This is a genomic window from Azohydromonas aeria (assembly GCF_009760915.1).
Lineage (GTDB): Bacteria > Pseudomonadota > Gammaproteobacteria > Burkholderiales > Burkholderiaceae_C > Azohydromonas > Azohydromonas aeria.
On sequence record NZ_VIDQ01000052.1, the window covers coordinates 41,706 to 53,431 of the forward strand.

Annotated in this window: 12 protein-coding genes; 2 read left to right on the forward strand and 10 right to left on the reverse strand. The window is 62.5% G+C overall.

Features of this window, described 5'->3' with window-relative positions:
* Positions 1–35: 35 nt before the first annotated feature.
* Positions 36–1,844, forward strand: coding sequence for a phosphogluconate dehydratase (gene edd / locus FJ694_RS24570; protein ID WP_157269954.1), 1,809 nt, complete (start codon positions 36–38; stop codon positions 1,842–1,844).
* Positions 1,835–2,467, forward strand: a complete 633-nt coding sequence (gene eda, locus FJ694_RS24575) for a bifunctional 4-hydroxy-2-oxoglutarate aldolase/2-dehydro-3-deoxy-phosphogluconate aldolase (RefSeq protein WP_157269955.1) — start codon at positions 1,835–1,837, stop codon at positions 2,465–2,467. Before edd ends, eda begins: the two co-directional genes overlap by 10 nt.
* Positions 2,468–2,735: 268 nt before the next feature.
* Here eda and FJ694_RS24580 read toward each other — a convergent pair whose 3' ends face one another.
* From FJ694_RS24580 to FJ694_RS24625, 10 genes are all read right to left on the reverse strand, one after another.
* The gene (locus FJ694_RS24580; RefSeq protein ID WP_157269956.1) at positions 2,736–3,359 is read right to left on the reverse strand and encodes an FMN-binding negative transcriptional regulator; all 624 of its coding nucleotides are present in this window, start codon (positions 3,357–3,359) and stop codon (positions 2,736–2,738) included.
* A 170-nt stretch (positions 3,360–3,529) separates the two neighbouring features.
* Positions 3,530–3,931, reverse strand: coding sequence for a lactoylglutathione lyase (gene gloA, locus FJ694_RS24585; protein ID WP_157269957.1), 402 nt, complete (start codon positions 3,929–3,931; stop codon positions 3,530–3,532).
* 471 nt (positions 3,932–4,402) lie between these two features.
* The gene (locus FJ694_RS24590) at positions 4,403–5,194 is read right to left on the reverse strand and encodes an SDR family NAD(P)-dependent oxidoreductase (RefSeq protein WP_157269958.1); all 792 of its coding nucleotides are present in this window, start codon (positions 5,192–5,194) and stop codon (positions 4,403–4,405) included.
* Positions 5,195–5,375: 181 nt separating this feature from the next.
* On the reverse strand, positions 5,376–7,160 hold the full coding sequence (locus FJ694_RS24595) for an ATP-binding protein (protein ID WP_157269959.1): 1,785 nt from the start codon (positions 7,158–7,160) through the stop codon (positions 5,376–5,378).
* Between the two features lies 1 nt (position 7,161).
* Positions 7,162–8,334 (reverse strand): hypothetical protein, encoded by a 1,173-nt coding sequence (locus FJ694_RS24600; protein ID WP_157269960.1) that lies wholly within the window; start codon positions 8,332–8,334, stop codon positions 7,162–7,164.
* A gap of 207 nt (positions 8,335–8,541) precedes the next feature.
* Positions 8,542–9,489 carry an MBL fold metallo-hydrolase gene (locus tag FJ694_RS24605; RefSeq protein ID WP_157269961.1) on the reverse strand — a complete coding sequence of 316 codons (948 nt, stop codon included), beginning with the start codon at positions 9,487–9,489 and terminating at the stop codon, positions 8,542–8,544.
* Between the two features lie 32 nt (positions 9,490–9,521).
* On the reverse strand, positions 9,522–9,944 hold the full coding sequence (locus FJ694_RS24610) for an ExbD/TolR family protein (protein WP_157269962.1): 423 nt from the start codon (positions 9,942–9,944) through the stop codon (positions 9,522–9,524).
* A 24-nt stretch (positions 9,945–9,968) separates the two neighbouring features.
* Positions 9,969–10,406, reverse strand: coding sequence for an ExbD/TolR family protein (locus FJ694_RS24615; RefSeq protein WP_157269963.1), 438 nt, complete (start codon positions 10,404–10,406; stop codon positions 9,969–9,971).
* A gap of 23 nt (positions 10,407–10,429) precedes the next feature.
* Entirely contained in the window at positions 10,430–11,251 is an 822-nt protein-coding gene (locus tag FJ694_RS24620; RefSeq protein ID WP_157269964.1) for a MotA/TolQ/ExbB proton channel family protein, read from the reverse strand.
* Positions 11,252–11,297: 46 nt separating this feature from the next.
* Positions 11,298–11,726 (reverse strand): energy transducer TonB (locus FJ694_RS24625; protein ID WP_157269965.1); only part of this gene is annotated, 429 nt, incomplete at its 5' end.

An 11,726-nucleotide genomic window follows, 5' to 3' on the forward strand; every position in this document is an offset into this window, starting at 1 on the left:
AATGAGTAACCGGGTTACAGGACGCCGCCACGCTCATGAAGAACGCCATCCTCGACATCACCGATCGCATCCGCGAGCGCAGTGCCGCCACGCGCGGCGCCTACCTGGCGCAGGTACGGCGCCTGGCCGGCCGCCAGCGCGGCAGCGACCGCCTGGGCTGCGCCAACGTCGCGCACGCCTTCGCCGCGCTGCCGAGCAGCGACAAGTTCAAGATCGTGGCCGAGCGCGCGCCCAACCTCGGCGTGGTCACGGCCTACAACGACATGCTGTCGGCGCACCACCCGTACGAGAGCTACCCGCCGCTGCTGCGCGACGAGGCCCGCAGGAACGGCGCGACGCTGCAGGTGGCCGGCGGGGTGCCGGCGATGTGCGACGGCGTCACCCAGGGCACGCCCGGCATGGAGCTCAGCCTCTTCTCGCGGGACACCATCGCCATGGGCACGGCCATCGCGCTCAGCCACGACGTGTTCGACGCGGCGCTGCTGCTGGGCATCTGCGACAAGATCGTCCCGGGCCTGCTCATCGGCGCGCTGCACTTCGGGCACCTGCCCTGCGTGTTCGTGCCCGGCGGGCCGATGAGCAGCGGCTTGTCCAACACCGAGAAGTCGCACGTGCGCGAGGAGTACGCGCAAGGCAAGGTGGGGCGCGACGCGCTGCTGCAGGCCGAGAGCGCCGCCTACCACGGCCCCGGCACCTGCACCTTCTACGGCACGGCCAACAGCAACCAGATGCTGATGGAAGCCATGGGCCTGCACGTGCCCGGCGCCGCCTTCATCCAGCCCAGCGACCCGCTGCGCGAGGACCTCACCCGCGAGGCCGTGCGCACCGCCTTGTCGCTGGTGCAGCGCAAGCAGTGCATCGGCGAGCAGGTGGACGAGCGCGTGATCGTCAACGCGCTGGTGGCGCTGCTGGCCACCGGCGGCTCGACCAACCATCTCATCCACTGGGTGGCCGTGGCGCGCTCGGCCGGCATCCTCATCAACTGGAGCGACTTCGCCGACCTCTCCGCGGTGGTGCCGCTGCTGGCGCGGGTCTATCCGAACGGCAGTGCCGACGTGAACGAGTTCCAGCGCGCCGGCGGCCCCGGCTTCGTGCTGCGCGAGCTGCTCGAAGGCGGCTGCCTGCACCCGGACGTGGCGACCGTCTCGCCCGGCGGCATCGGCGCCTACACCCAGGTGCCGGTGCGCGACGACGGCCGGCTTTCCTGGCGCGCGCTGCCGCCGTCGCCGATCGACCCGGCCATCGTGCGCACGCACGGCGCGCCGTTCTCGGCCACGGGCGGACTGAAGCTGCTCACCGGCAACCTGGGGCGCAGCGTCATCAAGGTGTCGGCGGTGCCGGCGGACCGGCACGTGGTCGAGGCGCCGGCGCGCGTCTTCGACTCGCAGGAAGCGCTCATGGCCGCCTTCAAGGCCGGCGAGCTGGATCGCGACGTGGTCACCGTGGTGCGCTTCCAGGGCCCGCGCGCCAACGGCATGCCCGAGCTGCACAAGCTGACGCCGCCGCTGGCGGTGCTGCAGGGCAAGGGCTACATGGTGGCACTGGTCACCGACGGGCGCATGAGCGGTGCGTCGGGGAAGGTGCCCGCGGCCATCCACGTCACGCCCGAGGCGCTGGACGGCGGGCCGCTGGCGCGGGTGCGCGACGGCGACCTGATCCGGCTCGACGCCGTCGCCGGCACGCTGCAGGTGCTGATCGACGATGCCGAATGGGCCGCGCGCCCGGTTGAAACCCTCTCTCCGGAACAGGCCGCGGACAACGCCCACGGCCTGGGCCGCGAGCTTTTCGGCGGCATGCGCCGCAACGTCAACAGCGCCGAGGAGGGCGCCTGCACATGGCTGTGAACAACGCTTTGGAGCTGGCCGGGTATGGGCCGGTCATTCCCGTCATCGTCCTGCAGCGCGTGCAGGACGCCGTGCCGATGGCGCAGGCGCTGGTGGCCGGCGGCGTGCGCGTGCTGGAGGTGACGCTGCGCACCCCGGTGGCGCTGGAGTGCATGGAGCTGATCGCGCGCGAGGTGCCGGAGGCCATCGTCGGCGCCGGCACGGTGCGCTCGGTGGCGGATGCCCGCGCCGCGCGCGACGCCGGCTGCCAGTTCGCGGTGACGCCGGGCTACGTCTCGGAGATCAGCCTGGAGTGCCGCGAGATCGGGCTGCCGCTGCTGCCCGGCGTCGCCACCGCCAGCGAGGTGATGGCCGCCAATGCGGACGGGCTGAGCTTTTTGAAATTCTTCCCGGCGACGGCGGCGGGCGGCATCCCGATGCTCAAAGCCCTGGGCGGGCCGTTCACCGACGTGGTGTTCTGCCCCACCGGCGGCCTGACGCCGCAGAACGCGCCGGAGTTCCTGGCGCTGCCCAACGTCAAGGTCTGCGGCGGCTCCTGGCTGACGCCGGCGGACGCAGTGGCGGCCGGGGACTGGGGACGGATCACGCAGCTGGCGCGGGAGGCGCAGGCGTTGCGGGGGTGACGCGGCTTCTCTCCGGGCCACTCTTGGCCTTGACGTGGTAGCCCGTCAGTACGGGCCTCCCGCACCCCGATCCGTCATTCCGGCGAAAGCCGGAATCCACGAATGCCGGGGTGCCTCGCTGGCCGGCGCAGGCATCTGCCAGGGTCGGCCGTTCCACCGCCACGGTGCGCGTGGATTCCGGCTTTCGCCGGAATGACGAAGTAGAGGGCGCAGCCGGCCAGCTATCGGCTGTCGTCTGCCTCGACCAGGTACAGGGCGCAGCCGCCGCTCACCGCGTCGCCCGCATGCTCGCCAGCAGCGCCGCTGCCCCCAACCCTTCCAGCCCCCGCTCCACCCCATCCCGATTCACCCCCGGCTGGTTCTGGCTGAGCTTGAACTTGCCTTCCAGGGATTCAATGAGGATCTCGATGCCGACGATGGCGCCGAGCATCTTCTCGACGTAGTCGGCCGGCGCGTCGGCGAGGCTCCAGTCGCCGCCCACCGCCGCCTCGTGCCGGCTGCTCAGCCGCGTCAGCTCGGCGCGCAGCCAGGCGGCGTCCTCGACGGCGCGCAGCGGGCCGCGCGCCTGCGCCAGCGCGTAGTTCCAGGTCGGCACCACGCGCGGGTCCTGCGCCTTGGACGGGTACCAGCCCGGGCTGACGTAGCCCTGCGGCCCGTGGAACAGCAGCAGCACCGTCTGGCCGTCGGCCTCGCGCCACAGCGGATTGGCGCGCGCCACGTGGCCGCGCAGCGTGCCGTGCGGGCCAGCGTCGGCGACCAGTTCCAGCGGCATCACGTCGGCGACGGGCACGCCGTCGGCGCCGGTGCGCACCAGCGTCGCCAGCGGGTGCGCGCGCATCAGCGCGTGCAGGGTGGCGGGGTCGTGCTGCTGGAAGTGCTTGGGCTGGTACATGGGGAGATCGCTGGGCGCTGGTGGGTCGGGTGGATCGAAGCCGCAGCGTTTCCCCGTCATTCCGGCGAAAGCCGGAATCCACGCCGGCCGGGATGCGGCCCGGGGTTCGTGGATCCCGGCTTTCGCCGGGATGACGGGATCTGTTTGATCGCTGCCGCGATCGGGACCGTTCAGGTCCCCCGCTGGATCAGCTCCACCTTGTACCCATCCGGGTCGGTGATGAAGGCGATGACGGTGTTGCCGCCCTTGACCGGGCCGGGCTCGCGGGTGATGGCGCCGCCCAGGGCCGCGGCCTTCTCGCGCACGGCGGCGCAGGTGGCGGCCACGTCCTCGACGCCGATGGCGATGTGGCCGTAGGCCGTGCCCAGCTCGTATTTCTCGGTGCCGTAGTTGTAGGTCAGCTCGATCTCGGCCTGGCCCGGGTTGCCGCCGGCGTAGCCGACGAAGGCCAGGTCGTACTGCTGCTCGGGCCGCTGCGTCGTGCGCAGCAGCTCCATGCCCAGCACCTGCGTGTAGAAGTCGATGGAGCGCTGCAGGTTGCCCACGCGCAGCATGGTGTGGAGGAGTCGCATGTTTAGTCCTCTGAGTAATGCAAGGGGGAGCGGGGGAGTGTGCCAGCCGTCGCGCGCCAGTAAGGGCGGCCGGAGACGAAACGTCGTCATTCCGGCGAAAGCCGGAATCCACGAACGTCGCGGTGCCTCGCTGGCCGGCGCAGGCATGTGCCGGCATTGGCCATTCCAGCGCATCGGCGCGCGTGGATTCCGGCTTTCGCCGGAATGACGGCGCAGGAGGCGCAGCTGGCCGGGCATCGGCTGCCGTCTGCAGCCCGTCAGTACGGGCGGCCCGCACCTTGATCCGTCATTCCGGCGAAAGCCGGAATCCACGAACGCCGCGGTGCCTCACTGGCCGGCGCAGGCACGTGCCGTTGGTGGCCGTTCCAGCGCATCGGCGCGCGTGGATTCCGGCTTTCGCCGGAATGACGGAGCAGGGGACGGTCCGCCCATGCCTCCAGGCTGTCAGGCTGCCGCCGAAATCTGACGGTCTTAGTTGGCCGGCATCGTGTAGTTCAACGCCATCCGCCCCCCATCCACCACCACGACCTCCCCGGTGACGTAGCTGGCCGCGTCGCTGAGCAGGTAGGCCACCGTGTTGGCCACCTCCTCCGGCTCGCCCAGCCGCCCCATCGGCGTGCGGCTGAGGATGCGCGTCTTGGCCTCCTCGCTGGTGAGCACCGCCTGGCGCGCCAGCTCGGTGGCGATGGTGCCCGGCGCCACGGCGTTGACGCGGATGCGCTGCTTCACGAGCGAGAGCGCCATGGCGCGGGTGAGCTGGTCGATGCCGCCCTTGCTGGCGTTGTAGCTGGCGATGCTAGGGATGGCGGTGCGGCCGTTGACCGAGCTCATGTTGACGATCGCGCCGGGCGTGCCCTGGCGCACGATCTCGCGCGCCACGGCCTGCCCGACCAGGAAGGCGCCTTTGAGGTTGACGTTGAGGACGGCGTCCCAGTCGGCCTCGGTGACGTCGAGGAACTCCGCGGCGCGGAAGATGCCGGCGTTGTTGATCAAACCGTCCACGCGGCCGAAGAAGGTCAGCGTCGCGGCCATGGCGGCCTGCACGTCGGCGGCGCTGGACACGTCGCAGCGCTGGTACAGCGCGAGGCCGTCCTCGCTGCCCAGCTCGTCGGCCAGGGCGCGGCCGGCGTCGTCGGCGAGGTCCCACAGCGCCACGCGGGCGCCGTCGATCACCAGGCGCCGCGCGCAGGCGGCGCCGATGCCTTGGGCGGCGCCGGTGATCACGAAGACTCGTTCATCCAAACCGAAGGCGATGTCTGCCATGAGGGGCCTTTCGTTTCACAAAAGAAAAATTGAGCCGAAAGTGGTTAGGGATTCTCTTGGCACAAATATTATCTAGCCATTGTTATGTGTTGAGCTTTCCTGATGCTAAGGATTTGAAAAGGCTGTCTCCGCAGGTCGCGAAAATCTGAGGGCTGAAGGTGAATTTTGAGTTGCGTCTAGTTTAGCTCCAAAGAATTTCTAGATTTACATCCTCGCTCGCTGGCTGTTTATCATGCGGCAGTCGATCCACCTGAAGTAGCATTGGAAGTTCAAATGCTGTTCCTGTTGCAACACAACTACCTTGGGCAAGTCCGGGAATCAAGCTCCTTGAAATATTATCCAGAGTGCTTATGGAGTTGTCCATAAGAAAAAGATCTCTCTCATTAACAAGCCGATGTATGAAGAAGTTATGGAGCTGTGAGACGATAGTTGGCGAAATGTCAGCGGGGCGTTGACTAGATACTGTGATAAATACGCCAAATTTCCGACCTTCTTTTATAATCTCTTCAAACTGCTCTAGTCGGTAGTCTTTCCAACTTTCACTTTCACGATTGGACTGCTGGGATAGAATGTTATGTGCTTCATCAATAATGAGATGCATCGTTTTATCTGGAGGGGTATTGACCGTGTGGCGGTGAGAGTTGTAGTAGTGCTTCGCGAAAAGTAACGGAAGTACCTTTTTGATTTCATTATTGCAGCGTCGGAGAGATATTACGGTGACGAGTTTTTCAATGGCAACTCCATCTCCTACGCTTATCACCCTTCTTAAACTCACCAGCGAGGATTCGATTCTTTTTAAAAGGGGTTGAATGTGATCGAATTGAACATAGCCGTTAATGAGGTCTCCAATTAGCTGCAAGTTAACTCGAATAATTAACTGATCAAATGCATCAAGTGTGGATACATCCAAGGAGTCAACGGTGGTTAATATATTTTTGTCGTATTCCGAACCGTCAGTGTTAAAGTAAATGTTTCCTTGAAAAAATTTTGAATACAACGAGTGCCAATTTACATTCTTAAGTGCTTGGATTAACTCTTGATTGTTGGCGACTCGAGCTATGGTTCTCATTAAATCTAGAGTGGCTGCCTTGGGTTGTCCTGCGCAAAAGGCATCTCGAAATTTTTTCTTGGCATATGCATTAATGGAGTCGTTGCTTTTTTCATAGCGTCGCCTTCCTTCAATTACTCGATTAAGAAAAGGGCGTTGAGTATTGGTGGTGGCTTGAAAAAGAAGGGATAGTGTTTCAGTATCCCAGAATTCATCGCTTTCTAAAGGAAAAACAGATTTATTGTTCTGCTGTTCGGTGTCTTTCAAAGGGCGGGTTGATAGGGAATAAACAATCTTTTCGGTGTTGGGGGCAAGTTGGTTTCCAGTGTATTCGCCGTTAAAGTCAATAATAACAAATCTGCTTTTCCCCACTATCGAGTGAAGTTTGTTGTTAAATAGAACTGTATAAAGCTTTGCCAATGTGTTGGACTTCCCGCTGCCCGTGTTTCCAAAAATACCAATGTGACTATTGAATAAGCGTCGCCATGGCAAGCTGACTGGGATATCCTCTTTTAACATCTTTCCGATTTGGAAATTATCGCCTGCCTTGCTTCGGTCAAAAATTGAAGCAATTTTGCTTTCAGGCAAAAGATATGCGGGATCTTGGATCATCGGCATAAACTTAATGCCTTGCTGGAATCCATCTGTATCAAAAAATCCGATAGGCCTTGCTTCAACTTTGCGTATATAACCTAATTTTCCGTTGCTGCTTTCAACTCTGCTTTCGTCTAAATATTCTCCTTCAATAATGCAAATTATGTCGCGAAAGCCGCGCTGTATGGATATATATTCTCGAATGGAGACGCCCTTATATTTCTGTCCTTCATAAAATAGTACTTCATGATTGGAGTCTTCATCAATTCTTAGGGTAATCCTGATGCCTTGGACACCAATAACTTCTCCAATGCGAATGCTCATGTTATTTTGCTTTCAAAAAATCATTGTCTGTGTCTTCAGTCTTTTCTGCAGACGACGTTTTTTCGGAATCAATGCTTGATTGTTTTATGCGAAAAACTTGGTTATTGAATTCGGTAAAAGACATAGGTATGCCTTCTTGGAGGGTTAGGCATGTTACATTAGGATGTTGGCAAAAGTGCTCTAACATTCTGCTGTGAGATGCGGCGTCATAGCAGCATACATATACTTGGAGACGTGGATTTGAAAGGGAGCGTTTGACTAGATTAAGAATATGTTCGTCAGCAAAAGAAAAGCCGAATGTAATGAGCACGGCGTTCGGCTTTTCTAATTCGTAGCTGAGCATGCGAAGCATTTGATAATAATGTTCATCATAAACTGTCTCGTGAAATTTCCATTTGGTAGGGTTTACTATCGGTATTTGATCGTATGCTGCCTTGAACTTCTCAAGTTCTGGCTTGGAAAATTCTGGCATTGGTAAGTCTGACACACTTTTTTTGGGATTGCCTAAAACATTTGAAAATGCGGATAACTTCTCTGTTGCAACGCTGTCTAGCAAAGGTGTTTGTTGAGTGTTGTAATCTACTTCAATGCGGCCACGCGACTTTTTCCAGTAGACTGATCCATGCAAGTGAATTAAGTTAATTTGTGGGATGCTGCTGCTGTGTCGGTCGAAAACGCCACTGTGACATAAATAACTGTTGAAATTTCGCGCTTCCAATATCTTTGTGCGAAACCCTCGTGTGCCGTCATTGATCAAAAAGTCATGTGTGCCTGAGTTGATAAGGTCATCTGCTACAAGAGGAATGCAGCCATCATAGTTTGTGGTAAAGACGTTGCATCTTTTGTCCAATGACTGACGGCGCTGAACGAGCGCAAGTAGTGTTTGCAAGAACAACCGATAATTTTCGATGACAGTTTTACCAGTATTGTCTGTGGTGGATGGAATGGAAAAGCGTTGCGCTGGAAGAATGCACTGTGTGTAATAATGCATAAACAACGGAATATATCGCTGATCTTCTGTTAATTCAAATACTGTAGCAAGTTCTTCTAAAGTCCAACTTTTCCCTGATTCATTCGTAATTCCAAGTTGCAATGTTGGGAAAAGGCCAAACGAAGCGCCTGATCCAAGCAATAGATTAACGCCTTTGTTGTATATGTCCTCAAGCGGTATCATGCTGACTCCTTATGCAAAGATTGCTGTAGGCAACACATTGTAGCATGCTTGGTTGAGGATAACGGGTTAAATATGCAGAATTTCAATATTATTTTTATGTGGGCATAATAGCGATCGCTTATTTTAAATATGTTGGTGCGTAAAGTTTTAATTGTTTAAATTATATGTTGATAGAGATCGCCAGCGATTTTCATTAAAGACATTGTTTTAAATTTTCAACAACCAAACCCCAATCCCCTGCGCATTAAGCTCCAGATCCATTTCCAGCAGGGAATGGATCTGCTCGTCCGTCAGCCCGCACCCATGCACCCGCAGACTACCCAGATACAGATCAAACAACTCCTCCTTCAGCTTCTCATGCCGCTCCGGCGCCTCCCGCAGCAGCAGCGCCAGCGTCACCATCCCGTCGAGCAATTCCAGGAACAGCCCCTCCAGCCGCGCCACATCCCGCACGCACCCAAAGTGCGTGAGATAGAGCTTCTCCGGATTCAAAGCCGCAATCCGCCTCACCGACTCCCCCAGCGGCCCCGGCTCGAACTGCACCGGTGTGGAGGTCGGGAATATCCAGGCGCGGCCGTCCACGTCGAATTCCCGGTAGCTCAGCCCGAAGGTGTCGCCGGTGAAGACGCCGCGGCTGGTCTCGTCCCAGAGGCAGTGGTGGTGCCGCGCGTGGCCGGGCGTGTCCAGCACGCGCAACTTGCGGCCGGCCAGGTCCAGCACCATGCCTTCCTCGGTGGTGCGCACGCGCGCCGCGTCCACCGGCACCAGGCGGCCGTAGGAGCGCTGCATTTCCTCCTCGCCATAGACGGCCAGCGCGCCCTGGTACAGCGCGCGCGGGTCGATCAGGTGCCGCGCGCCGCGCGGGTGCGCCCACAGCGTCGCGGCGGGCAGCTCCTGCATCAGCCGCCCGACGCCGCCGGCGTGGTCCAGGTGCACGTGCGTGGGGATGACCATCTCCACCGCCTCGCGCGCGATCCCCAGCGCTTCCAGCGCCCCCAGCAGCCGCGGCACGGCGTGGTTCGTGCCGGTGTCGATGAAGGCGGCGCGGCCGTCTTCCACCAGCAGCCAGGCGGCGTCGAAGTGGTCGCGCTGGAAGGCGGTGTCGATGGCGTACACGCCGTCGCCGACGGCTTGCATGTAGTCGGGCAGGTCCATGCTCGTCTCTTCTCGGAATCTGGGGGAGGGTGTCAGGGCAGGAAGCGCTCGTTGCCCACCAGCGCGATGCGCGTGGCGCGCTGGCGCTGCGCGGCGGCCAGCACGCCGGCCACGGCGGCGTAGGGCGCGTCGGCCTCGGAGCGCAGGTGCAGCTCGGGCTGCGGCGTCTGCGCCGCGGCCGTGGCGAGCCGCGCTTCCAGCGCCTCGCGGGTCAGGGCCTCGCCGTCCCAGCTCACGGTGCCGGCCGCGTCCACGCCGATGCGCACGATGCGCGGCGGCTCCGGCGGGTTCGCCGGGGCGGCCACCGGCAGGTCCATCTTCACGGCGTGGGTCTGGATCGGGATGGTGACGATGAACATGATCAACAGCACCAGCATCACGTCGATCAGCGGCGTGGTGTTGATCTCGGCCATCAGGCCGTCCCCGTCGTCGTCGTTGCGGAACTGCATCGCCATGGGCGCTTGCTCCTCGTGTTCGCTTCAGCGCCCGCCGGCGGCCGGCGGCTCGGTGATGAAACCGACCTTGCGGATGCCCACCTTCTGGCACGCCGCCACCACGCGGCCCACGGCCTCGTAGCGCGCGGCCAGGTCGCCGCGGATGTGCACTTCGGGCTGCGGGTCCTTCACGGCCTCGGCGCGCAGCCGCGCCAGCAGCTGCTCCAGGCTCACCGGCTCCATGCTCCAGTACATCGCGCCGCCCTGGTCCACGGCCAGCACGATGTTCTCGGGCTTGGTCTGCGTGGGCTGGTTGCGCTCCAGCGGCAGCTGCAGCTTGATGGAGGCGGTGACCACCGGCACGGTGATCAGGAAGATGATCAGCAGCACCAGCATCACGTCCACCAGCGGCGTGGTGTTGATGCTGGAGATCATCGTCTCGTCGTCGCCCGCGCCGTCCTGCGGCGCCACGCCCATGGCCATGGCGAAAGTCCTCGGCGGGGCGTTCAGCGCTTGCCGGCCAGCAGCACGCTGTGCAGGTCGCTGCCGAAGCTGCGCACCTGCTCCATGGCAGCCTTGTTGCGCCGGATCAGCCAGTTGTAGCCCATCACCGCCGGCACGGCGACGGCCAGGCCGATGGCGGTCATGATCAGCGCCTCGCCCACCGGGCCGGCCACCCGGTCGATGCTGGCCTGGCCGCTGATGCCGATGGCCGTGAGCGCGTGGTAGATGCCCCAGACCGTGCCGAACAGGCCCACGAAGGGCGCCGTCGAGCCCACGGTCGCCAGGAAGGCCAGGCCGTCCTGCAGCCGGCTCGCGACGTTGTCGATGGCGCGCTGGATCGACATCGAGATCCAGGTGTGGCGGTCGATCTGCTCAGTGAGCTTGCCCTCGTGGTGCTCGCTGGCCTTCAGGCCCGCCTCGGCCACGAAGCGGAAGGCGCTGCGCTCCTGCAGCGTCTGCGTGCCGGCCTGCACGCTGTCGGCGTTCCAGAAGCTCTTGGCCGCGGCCTGCGCGCTCTTCATCAGCCGCTGCTGCTCGGCCAGCTTGGTGAAGATGACGTACCAGCTGCCCATCGACATCAGCAGCATCAGCACCAGCGTGCCGCGTGCCACCAGGTCGCCCTGTTCCCAGATGGCGGCCAGGCCGTAGGGGTTCTCCACGGCCTGCTGCGTGGTGGCGGCCGGCGCGGCGGTGGCGGCGGGCGAGGGCGCAGGGGCGGGCGCCGGTGCGGATGCGGTCTGCGCGCCGGCGTGCAGGGCCAGCGTCAGCAGCCCCGCGCTCAGCAGCCGGGGCCAGGAGAGGAACTTGTTCTTGGTGGAGGGCATGTTCGGGGGCGAGGGTCGATGAGGGCGGTCGGCCGGGGGGCGCGCGTCAGTCCAGCAGCTTCCAGACGTACTCGACGCGCGACCAGGAGCGCTCGGGCTGGCCGTTCACGCTGCCGGGCTTGAAGCGGCACTGCGACAGCGCCTCCACCGCCAGGCGGTCGAGCATCTTGTGCTCGCGCGTGGCGCCGGCGGAGCGGTCGATGCGGCTTTCCAGCACGCGGCCGTCGGTGTCGATGAGGAAGCTGATCAGCGTCGAGCCCTGCGCCTCGGCGCGGCGCGCGGCGGCGTTGTACTCGGGCTTGGCGCAGCCGGAGAAGTTGATGACCGGCGCCACGCGCACCGGCGGCGCGGGCGGGGCCGGCGGGGCCTCGGGCGGCGGGGCCGGGGGTGCGGGCGGAGCCGGCGGCGGCGCCACCGGCACGCTGGTGATGGCCGGCGCCTGCGGCGCGGGGCGCACCACCTCGGGCACGGGCAC

Excerpts from the sequence above, each read along its gene's own strand:
- eda (WP_157269955.1), top strand. The coding sequence starts at position 1,835 with ATGGCTGTGAACAACGCTTTGGAGCTGGCCGGGTATGGGCCGGTCATT.
- gloA (WP_157269957.1), bottom strand. The coding sequence starts at position 3,931 with ATGCGACTCCTCCACACCATGCTGCGCGTGGGCAACCTGCAGCGCTCC.
- FJ694_RS24620 (WP_157269964.1), bottom strand. The coding sequence starts at position 11,251 with ATGCCCTCCACCAAGAACAAGTTCCTCTCCTGGCCCCGGCTGCTGAGC.
- FJ694_RS24580 (WP_157269956.1), bottom strand. The coding sequence starts at position 3,359 with ATGTACCAGCCCAAGCACTTCCAGCAGCACGACCCCGCCACCCTGCAC.
- FJ694_RS24600 (WP_157269960.1), bottom strand. The coding sequence starts at position 8,334 with ATGATACCGCTTGAGGACATATACAACAAAGGCGTTAATCTATTGCTT.
- FJ694_RS24615 (WP_157269963.1), bottom strand. The coding sequence starts at position 10,406 with ATGGCCATGGGCGTGGCGCCGCAGGACGGCGCGGGCGACGACGAGACG.
- FJ694_RS24605 (WP_157269961.1), bottom strand. The coding sequence starts at position 9,489 with ATGGACCTGCCCGACTACATGCAAGCCGTCGGCGACGGCGTGTACGCC.
- FJ694_RS24590 (WP_157269958.1), bottom strand. The coding sequence starts at position 5,194 with ATGGCAGACATCGCCTTCGGTTTGGATGAACGAGTCTTCGTGATCACC.
- edd (WP_157269954.1), top strand. The coding sequence starts at position 36 with ATGAAGAACGCCATCCTCGACATCACCGATCGCATCCGCGAGCGCAGT.
- FJ694_RS24610 (WP_157269962.1), bottom strand. The coding sequence starts at position 9,944 with ATGGCGATGCAGTTCCGCAACGACGACGACGGGGACGGCCTGATGGCC.
- FJ694_RS24595 (WP_157269959.1), bottom strand. The coding sequence starts at position 7,160 with ATGAGCATTCGCATTGGAGAAGTTATTGGTGTCCAAGGCATCAGGATT.